Source organism: Chitinophaga silvisoli, from assembly GCF_003412465.1.
Classification (GTDB): Bacteria; Bacteroidota; Bacteroidia; order Chitinophagales; family Chitinophagaceae; genus Chitinophaga; species Chitinophaga silvisoli.
Map to the genome: position 1 here is coordinate 597,861 of NZ_QTJV01000009.1, position 25,217 is coordinate 623,077.

Genomic DNA, 25,217 nt, shown 5'->3' on the forward strand with positions numbered 1-25,217 from the left:
GTTGTAACAATTATGCTGAAAAATAGGATCAGTTCGAAACCAGGGTTGTTATGCTGGATGCTGGCAGATTAATGCCAAATGCATTGTTTGAAATACTCAGCGTACTTGCTGCAAGATTAGAGGAACTCGTTGTTACATAACGACTGAAACTACTAACTGTCACACCACTGATCGTGAATGGCTGATAGGTTACAGCTGAATTTGTATTGATAGCTACAATTACAATTTTTGATCCGTTCCTGTAAGCAGTTGTATATATACCGGTGCTGGGATTGGCTGCACATGCAATTTTACTATAACCCGGCCGTACATACCTGGCAAAATGCGCCATCACATATCCTACCTTGGTGATTGCACTATTCTCGTCAATCGGACCATAAAACCGGCGGATATACCACCATACATAGGCAGCCCAACCAGCAGTCATGCAATCATGAATTTCCTTAGCGGCATTCATAGCATTGGGCCAGTCGTTGCCACTGATAGAAGAATTTGTGTAATGCTCTGTCATCCATACTGATTTGCCGATGTTGCCTAAATTATAAGGTGTCTTACCATAAATGTGGCCGCTGACGAACAGTGTTTTGGATTTCGCAGTTGCATTACTCAGGTATGTATTGATAAAAGTCTGATCCATATTAAATGGTTCAGGTGCCATGATCGGAGCACCGCAGTTGTCACCATATGCCGCCACAAAGTTTGCCACTTCTGTAGCCGAAGCATGCATCCATTCTGATGCCAGGTAATTGGGTTCATTCCAGGGAGACAATGCATAGACACCTCCTACAGCCTGTGTGTAAGCCCGTAAATGTGCTGCAAAATCACTCCATGAACTTGCCTTCAGGTAAGCTCCATCCATCATGGAAGCAGGAGCATTCCAAACAGTAGCGATCACCCTTGCACCAAAACCTTTTGCAGCATCGATTGTTGCCTTTTCGGCGGCAAACTGGCTACTATTTGCAGGGACCATTACACGCAGAATACTCATCCCGATACCACTGCTGGTGGAAAAAGCCTTTGTTCGCTGATCTGCTGTTAAATCGCCTATCCAGATCGGCACACTCATTCCACCAAATCCCTGGATGGTTTGTTGATAAGTGTTAGCATCGATGGTTGCTGTCGCCATCACACTTACATCTGCTGCGGCTTTTAAATCACCGCTGTTATTGTCTACAGCAGATACATCTGTTGCCGCTTGTTTTGTACAGGAGCTAATCATTAAAATGAGGGAAAGGAAAGATACTCCCAGCTTGCTGAGAAAAGGGTTTGTTTTCATAGTTACATTGTTAGTTTAATCAAACTGTTTTTTCAAATGGCTGTTATCGGGGTTGTATCAAAAGTAAATCTGAAGGAATTGAGAATTCCATAAAAATAAATTCTCCCTGTCAGGTATCCGGATTAAATCCCTGGATTTTACCTTTGATACAACCTTTTCATACGCCGCTAAATGGGTGGGTTTTCTTTCATGGTTTTTCAATTTGATGGTTATACTTGTTAATTGCTATACCATGGGTTTTGAGGGAATGCAGGTCCTTCTGTGACCAGGTCTATCTGCTGCTGAGGGATAGGTCTCAGCATATGTTCGGCTACCACATTGGCAGCTGCTTCATCGTTATACTTTTGAACTCTTGCAACCAGTGTTTTGGTCCTTGAAAGATCATACCACCTATTACATTCTCCATACAGTTCACGGGTGCGCTCATCCAGGATAAAATCAAGTGTTACGTCTGCAGCTGTAATTGTCTGTGCAGCGATGGCCGCCGCATACTGATCATCAGTTTGCCCTGGTATGCGGGCTGCCCTTATCCTGAGCACATTCAACATATCTGCCGCCTGTTGCAATGTACCACCACCTTTCAGTGCAGCTTCTGCGGCGATGAGATATACTTCTGAAAAGCGGAACAGGATATAAGGTCTGTCTGAATAATCATTCATATCCGCTCTTGTTGAATCATCCCATTTTCTTAAAGATGGATACAGGAGACTGGTATAGGGTACGGTAGCACCTGGCAGGTAATCCGGTTCAAAAATAATTCCCTTAAAAGCCGCTCTTTCAGCAGGTGTCACAATCCTGTCCGCCATCCAGATGGCAGTGTCTACACCATTCACTAAGGTGCCTCTCGGGGTGGTTGCACCTGTAGTACCTTTTACAGATGCAGCTACACTATTGGATAACCAAATGGTTTGAAATGTACCGTTATACCTGGAGTCCGTAGCCCTGTTGGCGAAAGCAACATTTAGGACATAACGCATGTTAGGTCTTATTCTTTGCCATGGGCGACCATTCTGTACATCTCTTACACATACATAAGCACCTCCTGTAGCAGGATAGTTGGCATTCACTGTCGGATAATTCGGTCGGAAAAAAAAGTTGGATTTGTTTTCTTTCAGGTTAGATGCACCGGTACCCGTCTGTGAGTTCTCACCGAACTTCAGGTCTTTTGTATGATCAATGACCATAAGGGTCTCCCTTCCATATTCATTACCCTCCAGGAAACCCTGCGCAAATACAGGCCATAAATCAAGCCCATAAGCACTTTTATTATCGATGATGCTCTTTGCAGTGTTAAAGGCATCTGTAAAATCACTTCCCTTTGCTGCTGTTGACCAGCCTCTCCACAGGTAGGTTTTTGCAAGCAGGTACAGTGCTGTTGCTTTGAATGCTGGTTTACCCAATCCGGCGGCTGGCTGATCGGGAAGACTGGCAGCTGCATCCTTCAGATCGCTGATGATAGCATCATACACCTCAGCAATAGGCGCTCTGCTATCAGCTGATGAAACGTTGGTGTTGAATGTAAGATGCAAAGGCACATCCCCATAAGTTGTAAGCAGCTGGAAATAACAAAATGCCCGGAGGAATTTTGCCTGGGCCAGGAGCTGCGCTTTCTTTGTTTCATCCATGCCTGCTTCCGGTCCGAATTGCAAGACCCCGTTGGCGGTATTGATATCTATGTAAAGGGAATTCCAAAAACCGCTGTAATCGTTCGTATTACTCTTCATTAACAGGGAATAGGTAAAGTTGTGCTGCACATCTGCCGCCCCACCCCTGATCATCTCATCAGTACCTCCATTGAACAACTGCGTAAAAATCTGTGTGCCCCAATGACCGCGAAAAGACGAGTAAATACCGGCGACACCGCCCTCTAAGCCTTCCGGCGTTTTGAAATAGGCAGGATCGATTGTAGCCCGGGGTTGTTCTTCCAGGATCTTTTTACAACCTGCACACACTGTAAGTAATGACAATAAAAGTAGCCCGGATAATTTTATATTGAATTTCATAATAAGTTAATTTCAGGATTAAAATTTCACATTAACACCAAACATGTACTGCCTTGTAGGAGGTGTACCCATACCAACAGTGATCGCACGCGCTACTACCGGGGTGCCTCCCGCCGTAGATCCGACTGCGTTACCATTGCCATTACCTTCCGGATCTATACCCAGGCCATCCCGCACCAATGGTGCCCAGAGGATAAATGGATTCTGGACAGCCAGGTAAAGCCGCAATGAACTGAGCCCTATTTTACCGGTGATCTTTGACGGGAGGTTATATCCCAGGTTGATAGACCGGACCTTTATAAATGACCCGTCCCGGTAAGACAATGTGGAGGTATATTGTAATGCATCCCTGCTGGCATCAGGCTGGGGGAAATCATTGGTGGGGTTATCGGGTGTCCAGTAATTAACTTTATATTGGTTAACGCGTCCGTTCATAAAGAATGGATAGCCGGCTGCACCACCGTCAGCAGTCAGATAGGTAACTACCACAGTCTGCCCTATACGGCCAAAGGTCACAATGTTCAGATCGAAATTTTTGTAGGTAAACCTGTTATTGAAACCAAATACAAAATTGGGTTGAAAATTGCCTATTACCTGGCGATCCTCGGCACCAATAGTACCGTTGCCATCCACATCCTGAATTTTAATATCACCGGGGGCAGCACCATATTTAGCTGCCTGGTCTTTTTCGTTCAACTGCCAGATACCTGTTTTCTTCACGTCATAAATAACCGTCAGCGGTTGCCCTACATACCAACCATTCCCAACGTCCTGCTTTAATCCTGGTTGCAATGCAACAATCTTTTCTCTTGCCATGGAAAAGTTAAGATCTGTACTCCAGGTAAATCCGCTACGGCTTTTTACATTCAGGCTGCTAAGCGTGATTTCCAGCCCGTGTCCCGCTGTCTTTCCCTGGTTCACAAGCACTGAATTGGCCCCACTGCTCCTGGGTAATTCCTTGCTTAAAAGTATATCTCTTGTATTGACATTATAATATTCTACCGCACCACTTATACGGTTATCAAATAAGCCAAAGTCGATGCCTAAATTGTATCCCCTTGTAGATTCCCACGTCAGCTTCGGATTAGGCAAGGTATTGATAAGATACCCTGATACATAGTTTATATTGGCTGAGGTACCTGCCCCATAATTGTAAAAATTGGAAGAAAGACTACCTATCGTTGTATAGGGAGCAATGGTCTGGTTCGAACTCACCCCCCAGCCTGCACGAAGTTTGAGGTTATTGATCCATTTTACATCATGCATGAATGCTTCGTTGGCTATGTTCCAGCCTGCTGATAGGGCCGGATATGTAAACCACTGGTTACCGGGAGCCAGTACTGAAGCACCATCTGCACGCACGGTAGCGGTTAACATATACCTGTCATTATAGGTATAAAAGATTCGTCCCATATAGGACAACAATCCCCTGTTACTGTAACCGGAGGGATCCGCCGTGAGTGAATTCGCTAATTGCAAATTATAGTCCTGGATGTAGTCTGCCGGCACACCTTGCCCGTTGATTTGCTGACTCTGGTTGAAATTCTTTACTACTTCATGCAATGCTGTCACCTGGATTTTATGCTTTTCTGCAAAAGTCTTTTCGTAAGTAAGTGAATTATCGACGGTATAACTCCATGTCTCGTCGTTCGACTGACTAAGGGTAGCACCTGCTGTAGTTGTATTGGTATTAAATACGGTGCCGGGTCCATTATAGTTATTGTTCATGGTCTGGATCCAGTCAAGTGCCAGGCTGGACTTCAGTTTCAATCCTTTTATGATTTCCAGCTCTCCATATACATTCGTCAATGTTCTGAACCGGCGGGTGCGGGCTTTTATCTTATCATTATTCCCAATAGAAGTGAGAGGGCTTATCTGCTGCGCATCGTTGGATTGCTGTATGGCAGGTTGAAAATTTATACTTCCATCCTCATTGTAGGGAAGGTATAGCGGGCTCAGTCTCGTCGCCGCACCCAAAGCGCTGGTGTTGATACGATTGGCCCAGCTCATTGTATTGGTGGTAGTGAGACCAACTTTTAAACGTTCACTCATTTTGTGATCAATAGCGATATGAAAAGATCCCCTGTCGAATCGCTGATCCGGTATGATACCTGTTTCCCGGAATACACCGAACCCGAAGCTGTATAGTGTGGTTTCATTGCCACCCACTACGCTCACATTATGATCTGTGCGGATAGCGGTAGTTAGTAATAGTTTTTGCCAGTCAGTATTTACACCTTTGGCCAGGTTCTCCTGCTCGATGGGTGTTAGTGCATTGGGATTGGGATTATTGGGATTAGGCTGGCCCTGCCTGGCTGCATCCTTGAAGGCGGCATATTCCTGTCCGCTAAACAGTTTATAGGTATTCATAGCCTCCGACATGCCTATATAACCATCGTAACTGGTAACAGGTTTCCCCAGACGGCCTCTCCTTGTCGTAATGATAATCACCCCACCTGATCCACGGGAACCGTAAATGGCAGTAGCAGAAGCATCTTTCAGCACATCGATCGTACTGATATCATTAGGATTGATATCATTTATACTACCGCCGGAAAGTGGTATACCATCTACTACCACCAGGGGGCCATTCTGCGCATTATTAGCTGAAGCACCTGATGCCAGGGAGCGGTTTCCCCTGATCCTTATTTCACCGCCGGTGCCTATACTGGAACCATTGTTCACAATGTCAATCCCGGCCGCCCTTCCCTGAAGCTGGTTATATACGTTTGGACTCCCCAATTCCCGGAGTGTCTCTCCTTTTACAGATACCGTAGCCCCCGTTACATCCTTCTTTTTTGCCGTTCCATATCCAATTACCACCACCTGTTCCAGGTCGCTGACCGTGGGTTTCATCGAAACATTGATAGTTGTCTGCCGGTTCACATTTACCTCCCGGTTCATAAATCCTACTGAAGTAATGATTAAGATAGCGGTAGCAGGAGTGTTGATTTTATAATACCCTTCATCGTTACTGAGCACCCCCAATTTTGTGCCTTTCACCTGGATGCTGGCTCCGGGAATTACGTTGCCATCTTCGGCGGTAACGCGGCCGCTGACGGTAATTTGTTGTCCTACCCCATAAGAAGTGCCGCAAAAGAAAATAAATAACAGCATCGTTATCCTCAACAGCAGGCTGAATGAGGGCGACATCTTCTGCAAGTGATGTGTAAAAGAAAAATTCATAATCGTGGTTTTATTCAGTTTTTCTAAAAAATGGAATCCCCGCCCTGTATGCTGAGGGCACAGGGATCCTGATGCCATAAAAGGCATATTAAAATCTGTTCTACTGTCGTAGCAGGGAATAGGTTGATATTGCCATCAGTACCAGGTGTTTTCCTGATGGAAGGCTTTACTTCATCACATCGGTGCTTTACATGTCAGGGCTACAGTTGTATCAGTTGTCGTTATTTTGTTCCAGTACCGGGTTGAAGCGCTACTACTTTATTAAAAGCCATTTTTGGATTAAATTGTCTGTCAAACAACAAGGGATAATTTGTTCTGCCAGGCACCGGCCAGTTATTTAACCAGGAATCGCCATCATTGACACCCCAGAAGGTGACCCGGCTTATCTTATCTTTGTGCTTCAGGAAAAGCCGGAATAAGTTCTCATAATCCCCGGCCAGTTGTTCTTGTATACTGTCAGGCAGAGAACCGGCATAGGGGTTCAGCACACTGTTATACGCTTTCTGCTGGTTAACGTCTGCCCCTTCTACACCTTTGGGATCTGGCAACACACTGATGTCCAGTTCTGTGAACATTACATCAATTCCCAAAGCAGAGAATTCCAGGATGCTCTCTTCAATTTCTTTTAAAGGTACCTTGCCCAGGTGCCAGTGCCCCTGTATACCTACACCATCTATACGGGTGCCCGCTGCCTGTATTTTCCGGATGAGCGCTACCGCTCCTGCACGTTTTTTGGGCTGTTCTATGTTGTAATCGTTATAGTATAATTTTGTATGCGTGGCAGCCTTCCCCGCAAGTTGAAATGCCTCCACAACATAATCATCGCCAAGGTATTTCAGGAATAAGGATTTTCGCATCGTACCGTCCTCATTAAGGGCTTCATTCACTACATCCCAGGAATACACCTTCCCGTCATACCGGGAAGCAATAACACTGATATGGTCTTTAAAGAACTGATGCAGCGAATCCTTGTCACGCATCTGCAATACAAAGGCGGGTAACTGGCTATGCCATATCAGCGTATGCGCATTCACCTGCATATGGTGCTGCTGAGCATAAGAGATGATCTTATCTGCCTCTGCAAAATTATACCGGTCCCATTCCGGGTGAATCAACGCAGCCTTCATGTCATTTTCCGGTGTGAGGGTATTAAACTGCCCGGATATAAATGCAGTTGCCATGGGATCAGTCTCATTTATCTGGTGCCTGTTAAGGGCCGCACCCACCATAAAATCCTCTTTAAAAACGGTTTTCAGAGAAGGGATTTTGCCCGTAGAAAATGGGCTGTTACTACCTGTACAAATGCAACAGATAAATACTATAAGGACAAAGGAAATTATTTTATCCATAATGCCTGACTTTTAAGGTAGGGCGCTACTCATGTCTATGCCAGCAGTGCCAGCAGACAGGGGAGGTAACCAGGTAGCATCCTGCCAGATTTATTTGCTTTACTGGTCGTGGAAATCACTGGAGCGAATCTAGGATGACTGGCGCAGTATCAATAGCTTATTTGTTAAAATGAATAGCACAAATGTTTAAAGGTGCAATCATTGTCTCCTAAACAACACTTAATGCATAATATTAAATTTCATATATCGGCATTAAACTGACCTTTTCTTTTGGGCCTGGTATTCCGAAGGTAGCTGGTTAAATTTGGCTTTAAAAGCCCGGGCAAAATAATTAGGAGTAGAAAATCCAACAGCGTAACCAATCTGGGCAATTTTCATATCGCTGGTCTCCAGCAGGCAAGCCGCCTTATTTAGTTTTATAGAACGGATAAATTCAACCGGCGTTTCTCCGGTCAGCTGCACGACTTTATTATACAGGGAAGCCCTGCTCATAAAAAGATGCCTGCTTAATTCTTCCACGGTCAGACTGTCGTCGTTAATATTGTTTTCTATATACTGGGTTACTTTTACCAGGAACTTCTCATCTGCAGATTCGACATCGTCAACAGAAACCATGACATCTAACTGCCGTCTGTAGGTGTCTTTCAGACGTTTATTCAGTAATACCAGGTTCCTGATCCGGATATTTAATATATCAATATTAAAAGGCTTGGTAAGGTAGTCGCTGGCACCCGTTTCCAATCCTTTGATATGAAATGCATCCCCTGCAAGTGCAGTCAGGAGAATGACAGGGATATGGCTGGTTCTTTTATCGAACCTGACCTTCCGGCTCAACTGTATACCATCCATATAAGGCATATTGATGTCACTCACAATGACCTGTGGATGTGCTGACAGCGCTTTCTGCCACCCTTCTCTCCCATCTGCCGCCTCCACGACCTTATAAAATGGCTGCAGGTTGTCTTTCAGGTAATAACGGAAGTCTTTGTTGTCCTCCACCAGCAAAACAGTTAGTTTATCTGCAGCAGCCACTTCAGCATGCCGGCGGGATACAGGTCGGGTTTCTTCCGGGCTTGCCGGTTCACCGGGTATTTCTATATTCGGGAGTACTGGCTCTTCCATTTTTTCCAATGGTAAGAGCACGGTAAATGTGCTGCCTTTTCCGGGGATGCTCTCCACATTTATTAAGCCGCCATGCATTTTCACAAATTCAGCAGTTATAGAGAGCCCAATTCCACTCCCCTGGTTGAGAATAGCGGGATTCTCATCACCCTGGTAGAAGCGGTTAAAGATCTTTTCCTGCACTTCCGGTTTCATACCTACCCCAGTATCCGCCACCTTTATGATGATACCTCCATCGGGGTCCGCATCTACAGCCAGCGATATAGCACCCTCCTTCGGTGTAAACTTAAATGCATTGGAAAGCAGGTTAAACAACACCCGTTCCAGCTTATCCCTGTCAAAAGCGGTATAATAGCGGGAAATGGAGCTTGTAAACAGGAAGCTGATCTGCCTGTGCTCGGAGATATCTTTGAAGAGTTCTATTACTTCGGCTATAAAAGATATGATGTCCGCCCTGCTAAGGTCCAGTTTTGTTTCCTGCTCCTCCAGTTTTCGAAAATCCAAAAGCTGGTTTACCATGTTCAACAGTCTGCGTGCATTCCGTTTCACCAGGTTCAGTTGCTTCAGTTTTTCGGGAGCGGTTTCGTTATGGATGAGTTTATCCACCGGCCCTACAATGAGAGACACGGGTGTACGGAATTCGTGGCTCAGGTTCATCAGGTATTTGATCTTCACCTGTTCAAATTCACGTTGCCTTTCCGCTTCTTTTCGGTCCATTTCTATTGCCTGCCTGACCTGCAGCCTTTCCTGCTCCAGCGCAAACCGGGATTTCAGTCTGCGGATAGCGCGGTATCTCAGCCCCCACAAAAGGACAACGGCTGCTAACAAATAAAAAATGTAAGCATAGATGGTCAACCAGAAAGGTGGTCTTATGATAACATTGATGACAGCTTCTTCCGTATGCCATGCTCCATCGTCACAACTGGCCCTTACCCTGAACACATATTTACCTGGCCTTAAATTAGAAAACACAGCCATTCGTGATGTGCCTATATCATTCCAACCTTTATCAAATCCCTGCAGCATATAGGAATACCTGCTCTCCTGCGGAGCAGTATAATTCAAGGTGGCAAAATTGATAGTAAAGTGTTGTTTATAATCCAGCCGGATACAATCAGCTAAGGAAATATGTGATTGGATAGCAGCATGTTCCCCGGGAATCACGGAAATGTTGCCTATTTTGAGATCAGTCAATACAATGCGGGGAACAATTCTATTATAATTCAGCTGCCTTGGAATGAAGTAATTAAAGCCTTCCAGTCCACCGAAAAAAAGTTCGCCCTTCTCCGTCTTTAAACCGGCTCCCAGGCAAAAAGTACTACGCTGCAACCCATTATATTGATAATAATTCTTAAAGGTGCTGGTCGAAGGATCAAAACTACTGATCCCCTTATTACTGCTTACCCACACCTTTCCGGCATCATCTTCAAGGATCTTATAGATGACCGCGTTGGATAGTCCTTCCTGTTCTGCGTAACGTTGAAATTTCCCGGTTTTCGGATCAAAAAGGCACAAGCCGGCACTGTGAATACCTACCCAGATTCTGCCGCTTTGTCCGGCGCAGATGGTTTGAACGTTATTAGCAGGAAGCTCACTGTTTTTGGTGGTAAAAGTCCTGATTATTTTGCCTGATGCATCCAGCATGATTATACCTGCTCCAATGGTACCAATCCAGATATTGCCGGCTTTATCTTCTTCTATGGTTCTGATAAACCCCTTGTTTAAAACCGTAATGCTGTCCTTATTGTAGCAGATCACCCGATCAAAACGCCTGAACACACCAGATACCGGATCATAAACGTTCACTCCATTCCCGTTCGTTCCAATCCAGATATTTCCACGCCTGTCCTTTTTCAGACAAAAAATATCGTTGCCCGAAGGCTGACTGGCACTGTCTCCTTTTAAATAATGATGCACCTTTCCCGTTTGCATATTCAGTGTGTATATACCATGCATAAAAGTACCTATCCAGAGCAGGCCGTCGGCATGCTCGAGAGAAAGTACAGCCGGAGGTTTGATGTCCTGGTAGAAGCGTGGATGGCTGAACAGGCCGGTGTTCCTGTGAAACAGGTTAATGCCACCACCATCTGTGCCTACATAGATATCGCCATTAGCGTCTTCGGAGAAAGAGGTAACAATGGGAGCCGTCAATCCTTGTGGGTCGAAGGGGTTGCTTTCCCTGAGATTAAAAAAAGCCAGGTTCCTGTCGTATTTACTAATACCACCCTGGTATGTGCCGACCCAGTAAATACCATTGTTATCGATGTATATACTCCGCACTGATTTGCCCTGTAAACTATAACGGTTTCTGACATCATGTTCTATCCGCTGCGAGGTCTTCTTTTGCAGGTCGAAAATGTTCAATCCTTCCTCGGTTCCTACCCAGATCCTGTTTGCATTTTCCGCTGCCAAAGACCAGATGCAGTTGCTGCTCAGGGATTTCTTTTGCGTGTTGCTATGCTGATAAGTTCGGAAATGCCTGCCATCGGGAAGCAGCATAGACAAACCATGATCTTCTGTGCCGATCCACAGGTTGCCATTATGGTCTTCGGTCATCACTTTTATGGAATTGCCTGGTAAAGAAAGGGAGTCCGCCTCTTCGTGGCTAAAGTGCTTAAAGTTGTCAGCTCGTGGCTGGTACAGGTAGAGCCCTGCATTGCCCCCGATCCATAGCCGGTGCCTGCTATCTTCGAGTATACAGGTGATAATGTTTGATGCCAGTGAGCCTGGCTTGTCAGGATCCGCCATATAACGGACCACCTTACCGGTTCGCGGGTTCAACCTGAACAAACCGATGTAAGTTCCGATCCACACCTGCCCGGTATGATCACAGAATAGGGTTCGTGCCGTGTTATTGAATGTAAATTTGTAATTGATAAAGGCATCTTTCCTGCGATTATAGCAGGATAAGGTGTTATTGGTACCTATCCATAAATTGCCTGTACGATCCTCGTGCAATGCGAGTATCGAATTACCTCCCAAACTGGTTGAATCCCCTTCTTTATGCCTGTAAACAGAGAACGTAAGACCATCAAACCGATTCAGCCCATCATCTGTTCCAAACCACATGAAGCCATATTTATCTTTCAGAATAGTATTTACTGTGTTGGAAGACAAACCATTACTGGTTGTAAAGTTCACAAAGTTGAGGTCACTCTGTTGCGAAATAGCTACCTGTGGAACAAACAACAGGCATAATATATATAATATATATTTCACAATAACATGGAATTAAAAGGTCTCTGATAGATTAACAGGTAAAGTGTATCATTGACAATTTAACGAATTTAATGGCATGATGGCATAGGATAGAATATTTTTTATGCTGATTTCAATGCAGTGGGTTAAAACAACTGATTTGTCACTATAGGTATATAATAGATGAATATTTCTAATCCAGGTAATATCCTAACTTTTTCAATCGCTCCAGTACCTCTCCTTTCGTTCTGTCAAAATATACTGTGAGCCTGCTCACCGGCATCCCTTTTTCAAACATAATCTTCAACTCCTCATCCTGCCTCGACGTCCAGGGTTTGCCTGCTGCTTTCATGGCCTCCCGTTTTTTAATAAAGGTTTTGGCTTTATTATCTTCCGGCGTATGCTTGTTTAACCGTCTCAATGAAGACGACTTGATATTGTTATAAGGATTCCCCTCTGCCTTCACCTTCAGTACATTGATATACGGTGAACCAGGAAAGCCTGCCGGTACCAGGGTTTCCGGAATATTTAATTGTCCCTTGGTTCTTGTCACTGCCACATACAACAGGTTCACTTCTTCTATTAACCTGTCTACATCCGCCTCTTCTTTTTTATTCAATTCCTTCAGCTTCTCTTCTGCAATGAAATCGTTCACCAGGTACACGGTATCGTATTCCATGCCCTTGGCCCTATGTACGGTAGAAAACACCATCTCTGCCTTATGCCGCTGATCATCGGCCACATGCAAAGCTTTCAGTTTCTTCATTATTCCGAAGATCTCATTGCCATATTCTTTCACAATTTCGACCATGGTACCCAGCTGTACATCTTCCGTCTTTTCTATATACTCTTCCAGTTCTTCCATGTTCCTCATCGACTTCACCACCTTATCATTCACCCTGTCGATATTGCCGTTTTGCAGGTTCAATACATCGTAGAGTGAAGTACCATCATCTGCATAGGTATAAGAATTGATATTGCCCTCGAAGTAAATATGCTTCACCTTCGGATGATCTGTAATGAAATCTATCGCGTTCAACAATAAGCCCAGGTTCGTTCTTGCGATTGTAGCTGTCAGCTTGCCCGGCTTTACAGGTGTAGGTCTGCCGAAAATGGTCACTTTTTTGGTTTCTGCCAGGTGATTTTTCCAGAACAGGATCTCCGATGCCAGGTTTGCAACATCCTGCACATACCTGAAGCTTGTAGATAAACGTAGCAGGTCGAAATTGGCTTTCTCGAGTGAGTTTACCGCATGCCGCCAGCCATAAATCTGCTGGTGCACATCACCGACTATCACCTTTGTGCCCTCCTGTTTCAGGATCACATCCAGCATCACCCCAGAGGCATCCTGTGCCTCATCAAAAAGGATATAGTCGTAATAAAGTGTAGGATTGACCAGCTGAAATTTCTTCAAATAAAAATCGTGTGTGATTTCTATTTCACCGGTATTCATTTTATTCAACATGGCCCTGGTGCCATTCTCAATGATTGTATAAAACTTGGTAACAAAATCTATCGCTTCCTTGTCGGTCAGTGTTTCCAGGTAATTGAGTTCCACCACCTTAATCGTACTGCTATTGCAATAGTAAGACAGGAATTTGTTGATATGCGTGGCTATTACATACTCACTATGCTTGTCCCCATTCCCTTTCAGTCGCAGCAGGTCTACAATCTCCCCGTTCTTATAGCCTTGTCCCCTTACCTTGTAATTGTATTGGAACACAATCTGCTTGTATGCCAATGAATGCGCTGTTTCTACCCGTACATTTGACAGCCCTTTTGCTTCAAATTTACGCGTTGCCTCCAGTCTTACTGATTTATTGAATGCCAGGTAGAGTATGGATGGGTTACCAGGCCTGGATGCGGCATACTCTACAATAGTCGTAGTTTTACCGGATCCTGCAATGGCATTGATCCGGACACTCCCTTTTGACTGAATAACCGCAATTTGCTCCTTAGTTAATTTTACCGAAGAATAGCCATTCCTTTGTTCCATAACCGCGAATTTCCGGCTAAACCCTGATATAAAAAAGCAAAACCCTAATTAATATCATCCCCGGGCCAGCGGGAAATTCATATTTTTAAAAAATGAAACAGCTTCTTTCTATTTCCCTGATTGTCATGAACAGCCTTATCGCCTCATTCAATGACAATTTCGATGAGGGAAACCTTTCTAAATGGCAGGCTTACGGTAACTGGACTGTCCAAAATGGACAGCTTACCAATCCTACCGGCGGGAATATCTTTTACAAAGAAGGTACTTACTCCGACTTTACCTATGAAGCTGATGTAACTGTTGGTGAAAAGGAAGAAAAAGCAGGACTGTTGTTGCGTGCTACTAAAAACGATGCACTGGACTTCAAAGGATATTTCGTGGCTCTCCATCTCGTGCCTGAACGCGTACGCATAGAAATCAGGAAAGTAGATAAATACGATTACAAAGTACTCAGCGATGCAGAAGTATCCGGCGTAGTACCCGGCAAATCTTTCCATCTTAAAGTGGCCTGCAAAGGGCCTTATATCTGGGTGTTCTTAGAAGACATGCACACCCCGGTATTATGTGAATACGATACTTCCTTTACAAGCGGCGCTGTCGGCTTCAGGTCAGAAAAAGCCCACGCATATTTCGACAATGCAAAGCTGTCTCTCACCGTACCTGCATTAGCAAAACCACTGGTCAAAGACTGGTCGTACATCCGTGGTGCCGTGTATACCTCCTCCAATGCTGTCAATGCTACGCAAACGATGGAAGCGTTCAATCCTGAACTGATCAACAGAGAGCTCTTTTATGCTAAAACATACGGATTCAATACCATCGCCATTTACCTTCACTGGCTGCTATGGGATAAATATCATGACCAGTTCCTGCAAAACTTTGAGCAGTTCCTCAGCATTGCAGACAAGAACGGTTTGAAAGTTACTCCCATCCTCTTTGATCCTGACTGCGGTACCAGCACGCCTGCTCACCTGGCTCCCTACGATCCGCCGACTCCCGGCATTCACAATAGCCAGATGAACCGTAATCCCGGAGAAGATATCAAAGTCAATCACTACGACGCATACAAAGACACCTTAAAAGCCTATGCGCAAGCTGTGGTCAATGCACATAAAAACGATTCCCGGATCATCTTCTGGCAGGCATGTAATGAGCCCCTGAGAGGAGAAAGTTCTGATCGCCTCACCAAAGATGCCACTGAATGGATCAAAGCGACGGGCACCAGCATCCCCGTAACCTCCACAGGCAGCGGGTTCTTTGGACCTAAGTATTCCGACTTCTACACTTTCCACATGTACGGTGCTGACAGCGGCGATGATGGCGGGCCGGAACACCTGTGTACCGAGTGCTTAAACCGCCCGGCGCAAAACTTCCTTGAACTCGTGGACAACTTCGAAGCAAAGAAAACAGGGTTTATTATCTGGGACCTGATGATCGGCAGAGACAATTGCCGTTTCCCCTGGGGCAGCCCCTTACATGCTGCTGAACCAGCCATTCCATTCCACGGATTTATTTATCCCGATGGGCATCCATGGTCTGTAGCTGAAGCGAGAAGGTTGAAAGGAAGCAGCTTTGATCAGATACCTTTCTTCAAAGTGGAATATTATACAGGGCAATTCGATGAACTCAAAAAAGCCTCTCTCACACCTGCCATTGATTTTGACTTAGGCAATGAATCAGGAACAGGTTCTCCCGATGCCAGCGCAGGCATCCCTATAGATAGTTTTTCTATTCGCTGGGTGGGGAAATTCAGCACCACTGAAAATGGTGCCTATACATTTTATACTGATGGAGACAGGCTCCCCAGGGTATGGGTCAACAATCAACTGGTAGCCGATAAGCAATCCATCCGGTTAAAAGCCCATCAAAACAATATCATCCGGGTGGAATACATCCACTACGACGGCGATTCCAGACTACATTTGAATTGGTCAGGTCCTCATTTCAAAAAACAAACTTTCCTGCCCAATAAGGTTATTTAATAAACTTAATCTCCATAATTTTCTGCTCGAAATCATTCGGGGGCACCAATGCCCTCGACTTGATCCGGGTCTTATAAGTATACACTGTGCTTACACTATAATCCAGTATTTTCGCAATGGCCTCATGCTCATGAATACCCAGGCGCATCAGCGCAAAGATCCGGAGCGTGGCATTCAGTGTCTCGCCAGACTTAGGCCAGATCTGGTCCTCCGTTTTCAACAATGCATTAAAGGACGCTATAAAATTGGGGAACATGGTCAGGAATACTGTATCCAGCATGTTATACAAACTCTCCTTCTCTTCGTTGATCTGGATATCCTTCATCAGGTCATTCACCTCATTGTATTTTTTCAGCTTTATACTATGCAATGTATGCTGCCTAATTTTTTCCAGGGTCTCTATATAGGAGGAACAGGTTTTAAAAAACAAGCCGATCAGCTCTTCCTTTATTTTTGATGACTCCCAAAGCTGGGTATTCACATTTTCCAGTTGACTGTTTTTTTCTTTGATCAATGCTTCGCTGGCCTTGATCTGCAACATTTGCTTCCTGTAAATAAATAACAGGAAGAATAATACTACAGCCACTAAGAAAAAGATCAGGAAGCCAATCAGCAACTTGTCCCGCTGATGCTGCTTTTCGTCTATCACCTTACCAGCTACCAGTGGCAATAAGGACTCTATCTGCACGGCCCGGTTCCTGGCCCCGTAAAAGTTAGCATTGCGGGCAGCAGCCTGCATGAATATGTATGCATCATTTGTCTGGTTCATATGATATAGCTCCTGTGCCAACAGAAAAATCGCCAGCGTTTCTTTCGTAGATGAGCGGATATCACCTATTGCTGCCAATGTCAAAAACAGGATTCTGTCCTTGCCCTTATAGGCAGAACTAACATGGGTAGCTACCATCGCTACCCGGTGCGGTGTCAGGTGCTGCTGAATAATTAAATTGAAAAAATAATCAGGAGTTAAACTGCTATGCCGTAACGAATCCGGCAAAAACGCCAGGTTAATTTTCTTCTCAAATTCATTGTAAGGACTCACTACCTGCGCACTTTTAAAATCCCTGTCCGATTGCTCATAATACCCCTTTGAGAAAAAAGGATCATTGTCATAATCTGCTATGCTCTGATTCAACCGGGCCCGCATGGTCAGGTAATCACTCCATTGGTTCCTGGTAAAACCACTGGTATCAATCTTCCCGATCACATCGAATGCTTCCTTATAAAATCCTGAAAAATATAAAGAATACCCTAAATGGATCTCACTTTCTATCAACTGGTCCCTCCTATGATATCGCTCCGCCAGCTCAATCATCTTTTTCACATACACATATGCCGAATCAAATTTAAAGGAAGAATATTCTTCATATATTTTTGAAGTGATATCATACTGTGCATCAAAACTATTGCTGTCTGCCAGAAGCAATGAAGATCGCAATTGCCCTATCCGGTTTAACCTGGCGAGGTCATATGTACTTTCTTTCTTCAACTCTGATTTTAACACACCGATCAGGCTATCGACATCGATATGTTGAGCATACCCCTGTAAAAATGCCATTGCAAAAACGGCAATAAATATTATTCTCTTCATATATAAGTACTTTAAAAGTACATTTTTTGCCCCGAAACCCCTTAGATTTTTTACCCCCAAAAGGTAAGCAACAATTTGATTACCAATTATCTATTATTATAAACACCTAGATTTTTAAGGCCATGAACATTCACCCCACCCAAGTGGCCTTTTTACGCATTTATTTTGACCCGCTGCAGCGATATTAAAAAAAATCCACGTGAACTATTCAAGCACTCCGTTATGCTAAAAAACTTTTTACGACTTTTTATTTGTCTCATCTTTATCACGCTGGGGAATTCCACCTTTGCTCAAAACAGGGCGATTTCCGGCAAAGTGATTGATTCTACTACCAATGAGCCCCTGCCCGGGGTAACGATCAGGGTGGTTGGATCCAAAGCTGGCACCACTACTGATGCCAGCGGTTCATTTGTGCTATCTGTTACTACAAGCGACCAGGCACTTACTTTTACTTCTATTAACTACCTTACTAAAACCGTCCAGCTTTCGAATCAGAATACCTTGTTGGTAAAACTGGCAACTAATGTACAGGAATTGAAAGGTGTGGAAGTAGTCAGCGTCGGCTACGGTACCTTGAACAGGAAAGAAGTGTCAAGTGCCATCACCCATGTGAGCGCAAACGAACTCAAAGCCGTTGCCGGCAATAACCCGCTCATGTCCCTCCAGGGAAAAGTAGCAGGCCTGACCATTACTAATACTGCCACCGCCGACCCGAACTCCTCTCCCAGCATTCAGCTCCGGGGGGTTTCTTCACGCAGTGCAGGGCTTGGTCCACTTTACGTTATAAACGGGGTACCCGGCGGAAATATTGATAACATTAATCAGAACGACATCGAATCTATCGACGTACTTAAAGGTGGTGCAGCATCTGCCATCTACGGTACCCGCGGTAGCAACGGTGTGATCATCGTCACTACCAAAAAGGGTACAGGCGATTCAAAAATGATCTACAATGGCTATGTAAGCATGGATAGACTGACCATGACTCCCCGGGTGCTGACACCCGATGAGTTCCGTCACTATCGTGTCAACGCCAGTCCTGCCCAGGGAATCGATTACGGTGCGAATACGGACTGGATGAAAGCCGTGACCCGTAATCCGACATATGGTCAGAAACATACCCTGCAGATCTCCGGCGGTACTGCCAATGACAATTATTTTGCCTCTGCCGACTACCGGAATGCTAATGGTATTGACCTCCGTGCCTGGAAAAAGGAATATGGTGCCCGCCTGAACCTGAACCATATTTCAAAAAATGATGTCTATACCGTGTCCCTCAATGTGGCTCCCCGGTATATGAAGACCAGCAACTCTGATCAGGGCAACTTTAATAATGCTATTACACTCAATCCTACCCAACCTGTTTACGACAGTTCAGGTTATCATTATCTCAACACCGGTTTCTTTGCGAACAACCCGGTGGAAAATGCCCGCAAAATAAAAAGCCAGGCAGAGATCAGGGAACTGGATATGAGTGGTTCTGTAAGAGTAAACCTGTTAAAAAATCTCTATTCTACAGCGACGATTTCTACTATCAAGTCCTCTTATAAGAATATGTACTTCCGACCCTCTACCATGACATCTGTCGTGCATGCAGGGCAGACGACAAAAACCAACTACGCCTCCCAGGAGCAGGTGGACAACAACCAACAAAATATTGAATGGACGATCAACTATGCATTGAATCGTAAGCAGCACCATTTCAAATTACTGGGTGGTTATTCTTATAGCTATTTCAACTATCAGCAGTTCAGTGCCAACAACTGGGATTTTCCCTTTGATACATTTGAATGGAATAACCTGGGCTCTGGTACCTGGAATGGTGGCGGACAAGGCAATGGCCAGGGCGCTGTTTCCTCTACCCAAAACGATTCCAGGCTGGCTGCATTCTTTGGCAGGATCAACTACGATTACGACAACAAATACATCCTTACCGCCAGCCTTCGTCATGAAGGTTCCTCTAAATTCGGTGCTGATCATAAATGGGGAAATTTCCCCGCCGTATCTGTTGCATGGCGCATCTCTGACGAGAATTTCATGAAGGATAAAATCAGCTGGCTCAATGACCTGAAACTGAGAGCTGACTACGGTATCACCGGCAACCAGGACTTTGGTAATTACCTGTCTTTGCTCCTGTATAGTGGCTATGGCTACTTCACTTTCAATGGTGTTACTTACCAGGTGTATGGTCCGTCACAAAACGTAAATCCTAACCTCGGTTGGGAAAAAGCTATCAACTTCAACGCAGGCATTGATTTCGACATCCTTAACAGTCGCCTGGCGGGTTCCATCAACTACTATGTGCGTACCAACAAAGACCTGTTAGGCTATTACAATGTGCCACTGCCACCGAATCCGCAGTCACAGACATTTACCAATGTCGGTACCATGAAGAACTCTGGTATTGAAGTTCAGCTGACAGCACAAGTGATCAGGAAGAGCGATTTCAATTATAACGTATCCTTTACCACTGCGCTTAACAATAACAAATTCGTTTCCTTCTCCAACAAGGATCACCAGGGTAATCCCTACCTCGATGTGGCAGGCTTACCTGCTCCAGGTAGTCCGGGTACCATTCAGCGTGTACAGGAAGGTCATCGTATCGGTGATTTCTATATGCTGAAATCAGCTGGTGTGAATGAAAACGGTGCCTTGCTGGTATATAAAAAAGATGGAACCATCGTAACAGCTAACAATGCCAATGCTGATGACAAACAATTTGTAGGCAATGGTCTGCCAAAGTTCACCGGTTCTCTGGGCAATATGTTCACTTATAAAAACTGGGATCTGAACATCTTCTTCCGTGGCAACTTTGGCTATAAACTGTTCAACATGCAGGCCTTCTACATCGGTACACCTGCCACACAAACAGATGCCAATACCCTGAAGTCCGCTTATGAGCCAGGTAATAAATATGCAAAACTGACCAGCTCATCTACCTTATCACTGGCTTCCGATTACTTCCTGGAGTCCGGTTCCTTTGTTAAGATTGATAATGTGACACTGGGCTACACCCAAAAGGTTAAATCCAAATACCTGCAAGCACTCAGGGTCTATGCAGCCATCACCAACCTGCATACATTCACCAGCTTCAAAGGTGGTGACCCTGACCTGTATCCTGTAAACGGTATCTCTCCAGGTGTACAGGGCAACTTAGACTTCTATCCGGCTACAACTCAGTATTTGGGCGGCTTACAGGTAACCTTCTAAAAAGATAATCATGAAAAATAACTATATAGTAAAAGCTGCTCTGACCACTATGCTGATCTTTGGCAGCTGTACGAAACTGGATGAAACGGTATACGACAAGGTCGATGTGAATCAGTTTCTCACCAGGAGAGACGATGTGATCAGAGACTTCCTGCGTCCTTTTGAACATGCTTACTGGAGTATCCAGGGGAATGATATATATGCTGCCAGTGAAAACTCTACTGACGAAATAGCGACTTACAACAGGCAGGGTGACTGGCAGGATGGTAACTATTACGCACGCATGCACTACCATACCTGGACTACGCAGGACGGCTTTACCAGCGGTGCCTGGACAGCCTTCTACCAGGGTATAGTACTGGCTACCAACTCCCTGCAGGATATGGAAAGCATTGCTGATCCTACTAAACTCAATGTCACCACCACTGAACTTGCCGATTTCAAAGCAGAGCTGAGAACACTGCGGGCATGGTTTTACCTGCGTGCATTTGATTTCTATCGCAACATTGAAATTATCACTGACGTAAAACATACCACTACCGGCAATAAACAATCTACTCCCCAGGAAACCTTTGCATACATTGAGTCTGAATTAAAAGCCGCTATTCCTGATCTGCCTAAAAGAGTGGATCTGGGCAGCAATGGTATTGGCCGCTGGACACAGGCAGGTGCTGCCGCATTGCTGGTACGTTTGTACCTGAATGCACAGGCATATATCGGCCAGGATCACTATGCAGATTGTGCCGCTGTAGCACAGGATATCATCGATGGCAAGTATGGTGCCTATGCATTAGACACCCGCTGGGATGCGCCATTCGACTATACAAACAGTAGTGTCAACTCAGAGACCATCTACGGATTCCCATGCAGCCTGGCACGTACTCACTGGCAGTATGATGGTGGTATGTTTTTCTGGAGCATGACTTACGATGCAGCACCATTGTATTGTAAGTTCACTGACTTTGGCCAGGCGAATCCACGTTTTGCTTTGCAACCCGGCAGAGATGTGGACAGCGTGGAATACCCCTTTGCACTGGGTAAACCCTTTGTAAAGTTCCAGCGCTATCCTGACGACTACCGTCTTAAACTGTACAGGAACCTGGGCAACAGTACCCGTGAAGGCATGTTCCTCTTTGGCTACCTGCCTTACCAGCACGATGTGAATGGGGTAACAGTAACGGATACTGTTCGTGGTAACAAAGGTTCATATCCATTATTTATCCGTGACCAGGTAGGTTGGTTCCTGGATGCAAAACCAGGTACGAAAATTTCAGATAAAGAATCAGACATGGGCCATGCTGATCATAATTCTGGTATCTTTATGCTCAAATATCCGCTGTATCCTACTCCTGATGCCAACCGCATTACATCTGCCTATGCCGAAGTACGTTTATCAGAAATTTACTACTCCCTTGCAGAATGCAAATACAGGGCGGGCGACAAGGCTGCAGCGGCTACCCTGCTGAATGCTGTACGTAAGCGTAACTATCCCGCAGGATCCACCAGTCTGTATAAAACTGATGGTAGCCAGCTCACTGACCAGGAAATGCTGGATGAATGGGGCAGGGAATTCCTGGGAGAGAATCGCCGCCGTACAGACCTGGTTCGCTGGGGCGTATTTAACACCGGCACCTGGTGGGATAAACAACCTGACGGAGACAATCATACGGCCATCTTCCCTATCGGGAAAGACATTATGGGGGCGAATCCACAGCTAGTACAAAATCCCGGCTATGAATGATTTTTAATTAACAATAGAATAGATGTTAAAGGTTTCAACGTGCTTATTGTTCATGCTGCTTTGTTGTGCGGCACAGGCACAAAATATCAAAGTCCGGCAGTCGGGACTTGTAGGCAATTCAATTGTAGTGTTTATTCCGGAAGGCTTTGATGCATCGAAAACACCATCATTAATGCTGCAACGCGAGCCGGCTATCAAAGGCAAGCTCCCGGCTAACTGGAAGATCGTACCTGCATTTTCTAAAGGAGCCGCCACCGTACCATTAGATGGAGACATCAGTCTCTATGGAGGTGGAGAGGTGACTGGCCCATTGCTGAGAAATGGACAGACCATTAAACTCTGGAATACTGACAACGGCGCTTATGGAACTGATAGCGGCAAAAGGCTGTATCAGACGCATCCATGGGTAATAGGTGTAAGAAAAAACGGTACTGCTTTCGGGATCCTGTTTGAGAGTCAGTGGAAATCTACATTGACCACCAACTCCGACAAGGTATCATTCAATACCGAAGGTGGTACTCCCTTCCGGGTATTTGTGATCGACCGCTCCTCCCCACAGGAAGTGGTGAAAGGACTGGCGGAGCTGACAGGTACCATGGAAATGCCTCCCAGGTGGGCTTTGGGCTACCAGCAATGCAGGTTCTCCTACCTCTCAGACCAGCGGGTCAGGGAGATTGCCGATACCTTCCGTCTCAGGCAAATTCCATGTGATGTGATCTGGATGGATATCGATTATATGGATGGCTTCAGGGTCTTCACCTTCAATAAAGCCGCTTTTCCGAATCCTAAGCAGCTCAATGCTGATCTGCATGCAAAGAACTTCCGTTCTGTATTCATGATCGATCCGGGTGTAAAAGCTGATCCATCCTATGAGGTATATAAGTCTGGCAGTGCACAGGATGTATGGGTAAAGGATACGGCTGGCAATGAATACCATGGCAAGGTATGGCCCGGTGATTGTGCCTTTCCTGATTTTACCATTCCACGTACCAGGCAGTGGTGGGCAGGTTTGTATCGCAACTTCATGGCCAATGATATAGACGGGATCTGGAATGATATGAACGAACCTGCGGTGATGGATGGTAATTTAGGTACCATGCCTTTCAATACTCCTCACCGTGGTGGTGGCGGATTACCCGCAGGACCTCACCTGTTATATCACAATGCTTATGGCAGACTGATGGTACAGGCCACCCGCGAAGGTGTGATGGCGGCGAATCCTGATAAGCGGCCTTTCATCCTCACACGTGCTAACCTGCTGGGTGGACAGCGCTTTGCAGCTACCTGGACGGGCGATAACCTGGCAGCAACACCGTTTATGAAAGTATCAGTGCCCATGTCAATTACACTGGGTTTATCAGGCCAGCCATTCAGCGGACCGGATATCGGAGGTTTCCTGGAGAATACATCCGGCGAACTCTGGGCAGACTGGATTGGATTTGGTAACCTGTTGCCTTTTGCCAGGGGACATGCCTGTGCAGGTACGAATAACAAGGAGCCATGGCAATTTGGACCTGAGATTGAAAAAACCTCCCGCATTGCGCTGGAGCGCAGATACCGCCTGCTGCCATATTTGTATACCTTGTTCTATAGGGCACATCAGACAGGATTGCCAATTATGGAACCGGTATTCTTCAATGATCCTGCGGACAGCAGGTTGAGAGCAGAAGAGCAGGCATTCCTGCTGGGTGATGATCTCCTGGTGATTCCTTCCTTTGCTCAAAATCCGGCATTGCCAAAAGGTGTATGGGAACAATTGCAGTTGATAGATGGTGACAGTCAGGATCCACACCAGGCAAGATTGTTGCTCAAAGGAGGCAGTATCCTGCCTGTAGGTAAGAAGATCCAGTATACAAATGATAATTCACTGGAAGAACTGACATTGTTCATTTGCCTGGACAGTACAGGGAAGGCAAGTGGAGACTTGTATTGGGATGCTGGCGAAGGATGGGCCTTTAAGAAAGGAGGATATAGTGACCTGCACTTCCAGGCGAAAGAAGAGAAGGGCGTGACGAAGATCAGCCTGATGTCACGGAAAGGACAGTACGAGATAGATAAGGATGTTCATAGTGTAAAGGCGGTGGTGTTAAAGAATGGACAGCGATATGAAGGAGTGATACAGTTGAAAGGCGGAGAGATAAAAACAGCAAATTAAAAATTATACAAAGGCATCGACGCTTGTCGGTGCCTTTTTTTTGATATCAGGTGTGTAAGCTGCCAGGATTTATTCGTCAATATTATTGATGACATTTTTATACAAAATTTGTTTTTTATAAAATTTAATACATATCTTTGCAATCCCAAAACGGGAAAACAGCAAGTGCGGAAGTAGCTCATTTGGTAGAGCACGACCTTGCCAAGGTCGGGGTGGCCGGTTCGAGCCCGGTCTTCCGCTCACAGCAAAAAAGCCTGATAAGAATCCTTATCAGGCTTTTTTTATTACAGCTGCTCAAACAAATATCATATTTACTCCTCCCCATAATCAGGGATCAAGTTGAATTCTTGGGGGATTTGTTCGTTAAGCATAGATTTTAGATAACCTGAACAGAAAGAATTCTACATC

General features: G+C 45.2%; 11 protein-coding genes and 1 tRNA gene. 5 read left to right on the forward strand and 7 right to left on the reverse strand.

Annotation, left to right across the window (positions count from 1 at the left end; genetic code table 11):
• Positions 1-28: 28 nt before the first annotated feature.
• The 6 genes from DXN04_RS24330 to DXN04_RS24355 form a co-directional block, all read right to left on the reverse strand.
• Positions 29-1,276 carry a glycoside hydrolase gene (locus tag DXN04_RS24330; RefSeq protein ID WP_116855992.1) on the reverse strand — a complete coding sequence of 416 codons (1,248 nt, stop codon included), beginning with the start codon at positions 1,274-1,276 and terminating at the stop codon, positions 29-31.
• Positions 1,277-1,494: 218 nt separating this feature from the next.
• Positions 1,495-3,279, reverse strand: a complete 1,785-nt coding sequence (locus tag DXN04_RS24335) for a RagB/SusD family nutrient uptake outer membrane protein (RefSeq protein WP_116855993.1) — start codon at positions 3,277-3,279, stop codon at positions 1,495-1,497.
• 18 nt (positions 3,280-3,297) lie between these two features.
• Positions 3,298-6,465 carry a SusC/RagA family TonB-linked outer membrane protein gene (locus DXN04_RS24340; protein WP_158569133.1) on the reverse strand — a complete coding sequence of 1,056 codons (3,168 nt, stop codon included), beginning with the start codon at positions 6,463-6,465 and terminating at the stop codon, positions 3,298-3,300.
• A gap of 221 nt (positions 6,466-6,686) precedes the next feature.
• A complete protein-coding gene (locus DXN04_RS24345; RefSeq protein ID WP_116855995.1) occupies positions 6,687-7,814 on the reverse strand; it encodes an endo-1,4-beta-xylanase in 1,128 nt (375 codons plus the stop codon).
• Positions 7,815-8,066: 252 nt separating this feature from the next.
• Complete coding sequence (locus DXN04_RS24350; RefSeq protein ID WP_116855996.1) at positions 8,067-12,155, reverse strand: hybrid sensor histidine kinase/response regulator transcription factor; 4,089 nt, start codon at positions 12,153-12,155, stop codon at positions 8,067-8,069.
• 172 nt (positions 12,156-12,327) lie between these two features.
• Entirely contained in the window at positions 12,328-14,130 is a 1,803-nt protein-coding gene (locus DXN04_RS24355) for a 3'-5' exonuclease (RefSeq protein WP_116855997.1), read from the reverse strand.
• Positions 14,131-14,222: 92 nt separating this feature from the next.
• Between DXN04_RS24355 and DXN04_RS24360 the strand changes: the two genes are divergently transcribed.
• Positions 14,223-16,112, forward strand: coding sequence for a family 16 glycoside hydrolase (locus DXN04_RS24360; protein ID WP_116855998.1), 1,890 nt, complete (start codon positions 14,223-14,225; stop codon positions 16,110-16,112).
• Here the strand turns inward: DXN04_RS24360 and DXN04_RS24365 are convergent.
• On the reverse strand, positions 16,105-17,703 hold the full coding sequence (locus DXN04_RS24365; protein ID WP_116855999.1) for a DUF6377 domain-containing protein: 1,599 nt from the start codon (positions 17,701-17,703) through the stop codon (positions 16,105-16,107). The genes DXN04_RS24360 and DXN04_RS24365 overlap by 8 nt on opposite strands.
• Before the next feature lie 222 nt (positions 17,704-17,925).
• Between DXN04_RS24365 and DXN04_RS24370 the strand changes: the two genes are divergently transcribed.
• The 4 genes from DXN04_RS24370 to DXN04_RS24385 all read left to right on the forward strand — a co-directional run bounded on the left by DXN04_RS24370 (position 17,926) and on the right by DXN04_RS24385 (position 25,049).
• Entirely contained in the window at positions 17,926-20,913 is a 2,988-nt protein-coding gene (locus DXN04_RS24370) for a SusC/RagA family TonB-linked outer membrane protein (RefSeq protein ID WP_116856024.1), read from the forward strand.
• Positions 20,914-20,923: 10 nt separating this feature from the next.
• A complete protein-coding gene (locus DXN04_RS24375) occupies positions 20,924-22,654 on the forward strand; it encodes a RagB/SusD family nutrient uptake outer membrane protein (protein WP_116856000.1) in 1,731 nt (576 codons plus the stop codon).
• A gap of 22 nt (positions 22,655-22,676) precedes the next feature.
• Positions 22,677-24,809, forward strand: a complete 2,133-nt coding sequence (locus DXN04_RS24380; protein WP_116856001.1) for a TIM-barrel domain-containing protein — start codon at positions 22,677-22,679, stop codon at positions 24,807-24,809.
• Positions 24,810-24,976: 167 nt separating this feature from the next.
• Positions 24,977-25,049, forward strand: a tRNA-Gly gene (locus DXN04_RS24385).
• Positions 25,050-25,217 lie beyond the last annotated feature (168 nt).

Bases quoted from the DNA above. Each gene is read 5' to 3' on its own strand.
- DXN04_RS24330 (WP_116855992.1), bottom strand. From the start codon at position 1,276: ATGAAAACAAACCCTTTTCTCAGCAAGCTGGGAGTATCTTTCCTTTCC.
- DXN04_RS24335 (WP_116855993.1), bottom strand. From the start codon at position 3,279: ATGAAATTCAATATAAAATTATCCGGGCTACTTTTATTGTCATTACTT.
- DXN04_RS24340 (WP_158569133.1), bottom strand. From the start codon at position 6,465: ATGAATTTTTCTTTTACACATCACTTGCAGAAGATGTCGCCCTCATTC.
- DXN04_RS24345 (WP_116855995.1), bottom strand. From the start codon at position 7,814: ATGGATAAAATAATTTCCTTTGTCCTTATAGTATTTATCTGTTGCATT.
- DXN04_RS24355 (WP_116855997.1), bottom strand. From the start codon at position 14,130: ATGGAACAAAGGAATGGCTATTCTTCGGTAAAATTAACTAAGGAGCAA.
- DXN04_RS24360 (WP_116855998.1), top strand. From the start codon at position 14,223: ATGAAACAGCTTCTTTCTATTTCCCTGATTGTCATGAACAGCCTTATC.
- DXN04_RS24365 (WP_116855999.1), bottom strand. From the start codon at position 17,703: ATGAAGAGAATAATATTTATTGCCGTTTTTGCAATGGCATTTTTACAG.
- DXN04_RS24370 (WP_116856024.1), top strand. From the start codon at position 17,926: ATGCTAAAAAACTTTTTACGACTTTTTATTTGTCTCATCTTTATCACG.
- DXN04_RS24375 (WP_116856000.1), top strand. From the start codon at position 20,924: ATGAAAAATAACTATATAGTAAAAGCTGCTCTGACCACTATGCTGATC.
- DXN04_RS24380 (WP_116856001.1), top strand. From the start codon at position 22,677: ATGTTAAAGGTTTCAACGTGCTTATTGTTCATGCTGCTTTGTTGTGCG.